We start from the raw sequence: 5,524 nt of genomic DNA on the forward strand, positions 1-5,524 counted from the left end.
TACGGGCCTCGGGCGGCCCGGACGGAGCCGGTGGCGCGGACATGGCGGCCTTCCGGGAAGCGGTCACCGCCTGGGCCGCCGGGGGCCCGGGCACGCCCGGCGACCGTGCCCGCGCGCTGGCCGCCCGGCTGCCCGTCCGGACGGCCGTCCTGCTCGAAGGCCCCAGCGACGTCGCGGCGGTCGAGGCCCTGGCCGCGTGCCGGGGCCGGGACCTGGCGGCCGAAGGCGTCTGCGTCCTGCCGATCGGCGGCGCCATGAGCGCCGGGCGCTTCGCCACGCTCCTCGGCCCCTCCGGCCTCGGCCTGCGGCTGACCGGACTGTGCGACGCGAACGAACGCCGCTTCTACGCCCGCGCCCTGGAGCACGCCGACGCCACCGGCCCCGGCTTCTTCGTCTGCACCGCCGACCTGGAGGACGAGTTCATCCGCGCGCTGGGCACCGAACGCGTCATCGCCCTCATCCACGCCGAGGGCGACGGCCGCCCGCTGGACACCTTCCTGCACCAGCCCGCCCAGCGCGACCGCACCCCGGCCCAGCAACTGCGCCGCTTCTTCGGCACGAAGAAGGGCCGCAAGATCCACTACGGCCGCGTCCTCGTCGAAGCCCTCGGCCCCGACCGGGTACCCGCGCCGCTCGCGGGCCTGTTCGCCGCGCTGTGACCGCCCCGCCGTGCGTGCCGGGCGCCCCGGTCAGCCCAGCTGGGCCCCGCCGCGCCACACCGTGACGTCCACCGTCATGTAGACGCTGGGGGAGTCGGCCGGCGCGTAGTCCCGGACGGTGATCAGGGCGATGTCCCCGCTGCCCGTGGTGAGACAGATCTCCGCGCCCGGCGGCGCGAGGGACGCGGGGATGCTGTAGGTGTAGCGGGTCACCGAACGGCAGGTCTCCAGCGAACCCGTCTCGCCCGCTTCCAGCAGCACCATCGTGTTGTCCTGCTGATGCGTGCCCATCAGCGGCCCGTTGACGAGGTCGTCGCTGAAACCGAAGTCGCCCTCGTAGATGACCCCGATCCGCGTGTGCTCCGGCTTCGGCGGGTCGTCGTACACCCGGATGAAGTGGTTGTCCGGGATGCTGATGCCCTCGAAGACCTGCGGCTCCGGGTCGGCGGGCGGCTCGGTGTCCTCGACGGGATCGCTGTCCCCGCCACCGGCGCCGCCGGACGGACCGGTGGTCCCCGCGTCGCCCTGGCCGCCGCTCGTCTCCTCCTGGTCCTGATCCGAGGAACCGCCGTCACCGATCAGCGCGTTGAAGCCGATACCGACCACCGTGAGCGCGAGGAGCGCACCGACAACCGCCGCCAGAACGGTGCGGCCCCGCCGCTTCGGCGGCGCGGGCATCACCGGCGGGTAGCCGCCGGGCGGGGGAGTGGGCACACCCGGCCCCCCGTACGGCGGCGCGGGCGGAGGAGGCGGCGACGCGGGCCGGACGGTGGTCAGCGAGGTGACGGTGGCCGCCCGGTGATCGATCTCCGTCACCATGGCGGTCGGCAGCCAGCTCCCCTCCGGCGGCGGGACGTCGCCGAGCAACGGACGGCACAGCTCCACGATCTCGGCCGGCGAGGGACGCTGCGCCGGATCCTTGGCGAGGCAACGGGACGTCAGCTCCCGCAGCGCCGGGGGCACCTTCGAGAGGTCCGGCTCCTCGTGCACGATCCGGTACACCACGGCCGGCGAGGACCCCTCGCCGAACGGCGGGGCGCCGCTGGTCGCGAACACCGCGACCTGCCCGAGGGCGAACACATCCACGGCGGGTGTGATCGGCTCACCCATCGCCTGCTCCGGCGCCATGAACGCGGGGGTACCGGCGGTCACCCCACTGCGGGTCAGCGACGTGGCGTCGGCGGCCCGCGCGATCCCGAAGTCGATGACCTTCGGACCGCCCTGGCTCAACAGGACGTTCGACGGCTTGAGATCGCGGTGCACCACGCCCGCGCCGTGGATGGCCTGCAACGCCTCGGCGATCCCGGCCACGGCCCGCACAGCCGCCCACACGGGCAGCGGGCCGTGGGCCGCCACGGCCTCGTGGAGCGAGGGGCCCGGTACGTAGGCGGTGGCGAGCCACGGCTGCGGCCCGTCGGTGTCCGCGTCGATGACCGGGACGGTGTACGGCCCCTGCACGCGCTCGGCCGCCCGCACCTCCTGCTGGAACCGGCGCCGGAACTCCGTGTCCGAGGCCAGCTCGGGCCGCACCACCTTGATGGCGATCGGCCGCCCGCCGGGGGTCCTGGACAGGTAGACCCGCCCCATACCGCCCTCACCGAGGCGCTGGAGCAGCGGGTAACCGGCGATGGCGGACGGGTCGTCGGGCGTCAGATGAGTTGGCACCGCCACACCTTATGCAGGGCGGAGCCGCGCGACGAGTGGCGTGTGCATCAGCTCTGCAACAGAGCGGAAGCGGCCCCGGCGCCGAACGCCGAGGCCGCTGCGGCCGGTTGCGCGATTAGCGCTTGACCGCCGCCACGAAGGCGGCGAAGGCCCCGGCGGGCACGGTGAGGACGGGCCCGGCCGGGTTCTTGGAGTCGCGGATGGGGACGATGCCCCGCGTGGCGGCGAGGTTGGCTGCCACCTCGATGCAGGCGCCGCCGTTGTTGCTGTACGAAGACGTGAACCAGCGGGGGATCTCAGTCACGGATGCCCTTTCGTACCTGATTGATCAAGGCCACAGATGCTGCTTGCGGAAGCGCTTCCGCCTGTAGCTGATGGTAGGCCGTGAGTGTGGGCAGGACGAACGTGCTTTCTCGTTCTAGATGGCCCCTGTGAGAAGACTCCGCGTAGGACATGAGTGCCCGGTCCTGTCGGGTCAGTATGTACACGGGCAGATCGAATGGCCGTCGTTCACCCATATTGAACGGGGCGACCTGGAGCACCGTGTTGGGCAACTCGGCAAACTCGATGAGACGCGCCAGCTGTGCGTCCATGACAGCGTGGCTACCGATGTGCCATCGAAGGCAACTTTCGTCCAGCACTATGAACACAAGCGGAGGGGGAGAGCGATGGAGCGCGGCTTGGCGCTCCGCGATCAGCTGAACTCGTTCATCCGCCTGCTCCGGGGTGACAGCGCCCCGCTTCAGGGCACTTTGGGCCAGGACCGTCGCGTACTCCTTCGTCTGGATCAGCCCCGGCATCACCCCCACCTCGTACAAGCGGATCTCGGCCGCACAGGCTTCCTGCGTCAGGTACTCCGGGAAGCCCTCCAAGAGCGTGGTGCGCCGCACAGCGCTGCTCTGACGCTCCAGCCGGTCCCCGGTTCCGAAGACCCGGTCGGCGCCTGCTGCGAAACGACGAGTTGGAGGACGGCGACCAGTTTCGATGGCGGAAATGTGCGTCGCGGAACACCCGATGCGTTCAGCCAGTTCGTCCTGTGTCCAACCCCGTTCGTCGCGTAGCGCACGGAGACGATGGCCAAAAGCCGCACTTGGTGACTTTTCCGGATCAAGTTCCTTGCGGTTCAACAGCCGCCCCCTGACTATCTCAGCAATCCCGGCAAGTTGAAGGCTGCCCAGAGCTGCGCCAGGCTGAAACTCACTCGGTAGTGGCAGCACTACGGAGCGAAGCAGCCGCTCTGCTGTTGGAGGTGTGTCATGGCATCCGTGCGGACCGCGTACGACCAGAACGTGTTCGGCCGGACCTTACTGGCGGACGCCACGAGCATTGAGCGGTGGCGCTGGAAAGTGTGTGAAGTCGTCCGGGAATGGGGCGGGTCGGCCGGTGCCATGGATCTGGTGCGGCTCGGGGTGAGCGAACTTCTCTCGAACGTGGTCAAACACGTCTCCGATCCCCGCTGTTACGTCCGCGTCGTGCTGATCGGCGGTGAAGTCACCGTGCAGGTCTTCGACCGGTCACGGAAACTGCCCGTCGTCGGTGAGGTGCCCGACTGGGACGCCGAATCCGGCAGGGGGCTGTGGATGCTGCGGGAAATGGCGTCCGCCTTCGGCTGTGAACACACCCGGCACGGCGACGGCAAGATCGTCTGGTTCAGTTGCGACCTGGTGGGGGCGTTCGGTGAGTGACGACATGTCGATGCGGCGGGTGGAGAAGGTGACGCTCGATGTGACGGCCGCCCGCGTCCAGGAGTGGGACTGGATCGACATCGGCGGCCGGCCCGAGCGGGTCGGGTCGGTGACCGTGCTGCACAACGGGCGCCGTTTCCGGTTCCTCCAGGGAGGCACCCTGACGCTCGGGACGCGCCGGATCGTGCGCGTGACCCGGATGGTGCGGCGCGACGCCCCCGATCCGGGCCCCGACGCCGCCCCAGCCCCCGTCCCAGCCCCCGCCCCCGAAAGCGACGGCACATGACGGCGCCGACCCCGCTGGCCTGGCTGCACGTCGACGAGTTCACCGCGTGGGTGACCCGGGAAGGGGCCTGCTCCATGTGCCGGGACGAGAACGTGCCGGTGATGTGGGCCGGGTCGGTGGTGGCGTACGGCCGGTCCCGTGCCGTCCGGGCGTGCGCGCCGTGTCTGCGGCGGCTGGCCGACTTCGTACGGGGTGACGCCGAGGGGCCCTGCGGGCCGACCCGGTACGGCACGGGGGAGGCCCGGTCGCCGGTGCCGCCCCCGTCCGGGGCGACGGACCGGGCCTTCCACGCCATCACGGTGCTGGGGCTGGCCGCGCTGGTGGCGGGCATGGTGAACACCTGGTGGACCGGCGGGCCCTGACCGCAGCCCCGTCCACCCCCGGCCGGCGGGGGCGGGACCGCCCCCACCGGCCGGGGGGATCAGGCGCCGGGTGCGACGCCGGTGGGCGGCAGCCCGGCCAGCAGGGCGCGGCGTGAGGCGCGCACGTGCTCGCGCATGACGTGTTCCGCGCTGTCGCCGTCCTTCTCCAGGATCAGTTCGAGAACGTGGTGGTGCTCGCGGTCGGACTGGCGGGCCCGTCCCGGCTGGCTGAGGGAGGTGGTCACCAGCCGGGAGTACGCCAGCTGGTTCATCAGCGTGCGGTAGTGGGCCTCCAGCTTGCTGTTGTCCGCTCCGGCGATCAGCAGGTCGTGGAATTCCTGGACGAGTCCGGCGTACCGTTCGCGGTCGTCGCGCTCCACCGCGTCGTCCGCCTCGCGCAGGTTCCGTTCCAGCAGCTCGATCTCCGCGACCCGGCCGCGCTGGGCGAGGAGGCGGGCGGCGGCGCCCTCCAGGAGTTCCTTCATCTCGAAGAGTTCGGTGATCTCACGGCGGGACGGGGCGGTGACGAACGTGCCGACCCGGGGCCGGATCTCGACCAGGCCCTCGGTCTGGAGCTGTTTCAGCGCCTCGCGCACCGGTGTGCGGCTGACGCCGAACTCCTCCGCGAGGGCCAGTTCGGCGAGCGGCGACCCGGGTCTGATGTCGCCCCTGATGATGCGATGGCGCATTTCGGCGACCACCCGGGCCTGCACCGACCCGTTCCTCGGTCCGCTCTTTCCGCGATTCACCGATCTCATCCTTGTCGTCTCCCGGCGGCCGCCGGTCGTCGGTCCCTGCGGTCACCGGTCATCCCAGCGGGGCGAGCGCGCCCCCGTCGAAGAACTTACCCGCGCTGTACACCATGGG

8 protein-coding genes are annotated in these 5,524 nt (G+C 71.2%); 4 read left to right on the forward strand and 4 right to left on the reverse strand.

The features are described 5' to 3' along the window. Positions 1-41: 41 nt before the first annotated feature. On the forward strand, positions 42-659 hold the full coding sequence (locus ACFV5N_RS24060) for a TOPRIM nucleotidyl transferase/hydrolase domain-containing protein (protein WP_385603554.1): 618 nt from the start codon (positions 42-44) through the stop codon (positions 657-659). A 30-nt stretch (positions 660-689) separates the two neighbouring features. Here the strand turns inward: ACFV5N_RS24060 and ACFV5N_RS24065 are convergent, their stop codons facing one another. The 3 genes from ACFV5N_RS24065 to ACFV5N_RS24075 all read right to left on the reverse strand — a co-directional run bounded on the left by ACFV5N_RS24065 (position 690) and on the right by ACFV5N_RS24075 (position 3,454). Continuing rightward, positions 690-2,324: a serine/threonine-protein kinase gene (locus tag ACFV5N_RS24065; protein WP_385603539.1), complete on the reverse strand. Its 1,635-nt coding sequence runs from the start codon at positions 2,322-2,324 to the stop codon at positions 690-692. Positions 2,325-2,439: 115 nt separating this feature from the next. Continuing rightward, positions 2,440-2,628, reverse strand: coding sequence for a DUF397 domain-containing protein (locus ACFV5N_RS24070; RefSeq protein ID WP_385603542.1), 189 nt, complete (start codon positions 2,626-2,628; stop codon positions 2,440-2,442). Then, positions 2,621-3,454 carry a helix-turn-helix domain-containing protein gene (locus ACFV5N_RS24075; RefSeq protein WP_385603557.1) on the reverse strand — a complete coding sequence of 278 codons (834 nt, stop codon included), beginning with the start codon at positions 3,452-3,454 and terminating at the stop codon, positions 2,621-2,623. The genes ACFV5N_RS24070 and ACFV5N_RS24075 overlap by 8 nt, the downstream gene beginning before the upstream one ends. Before the next feature lie 126 nt (positions 3,455-3,580). Between ACFV5N_RS24075 and ACFV5N_RS24080 the strand changes: the two genes are divergently transcribed. The 3 genes from ACFV5N_RS24080 to ACFV5N_RS24090 are packed head-to-tail and all read left to right on the forward strand — an operon-like array spanning position 3,581 to position 4,657. Further along, the gene (locus ACFV5N_RS24080) at positions 3,581-4,009 is read left to right on the forward strand and encodes an ATP-binding protein (protein WP_385603543.1); all 429 of its coding nucleotides are present in this window, start codon (positions 3,581-3,583) and stop codon (positions 4,007-4,009) included. Continuing rightward, positions 4,002-4,295, forward strand: a complete 294-nt coding sequence (locus tag ACFV5N_RS24085; protein WP_385603546.1) for a hypothetical protein — start codon at positions 4,002-4,004, stop codon at positions 4,293-4,295. Before ACFV5N_RS24080 ends, ACFV5N_RS24085 begins: the two co-directional genes overlap by 8 nt. Continuing rightward, a complete protein-coding gene (locus ACFV5N_RS24090; RefSeq protein WP_385603548.1) occupies positions 4,292-4,657 on the forward strand; it encodes a hypothetical protein in 366 nt (121 codons plus the stop codon). The genes ACFV5N_RS24085 and ACFV5N_RS24090 overlap by 4 nt, the downstream gene beginning before the upstream one ends. Before the next feature lie 59 nt (positions 4,658-4,716). On the opposite strand, the gene ACFV5N_RS24095 is transcribed toward ACFV5N_RS24090, so the two are convergent. Then, the gene (locus tag ACFV5N_RS24095; protein ID WP_385603551.1) at positions 4,717-5,406 is read right to left on the reverse strand and encodes a GntR family transcriptional regulator; all 690 of its coding nucleotides are present in this window, start codon (positions 5,404-5,406) and stop codon (positions 4,717-4,719) included. Positions 5,407-5,524 lie beyond the last annotated feature (118 nt).

This window comes from Streptomyces sp. NPDC059853 (genome assembly GCF_042731495.1).
Lineage (GTDB): Bacteria > Actinomycetota > Actinomycetes > Streptomycetales > Streptomycetaceae > Streptomyces.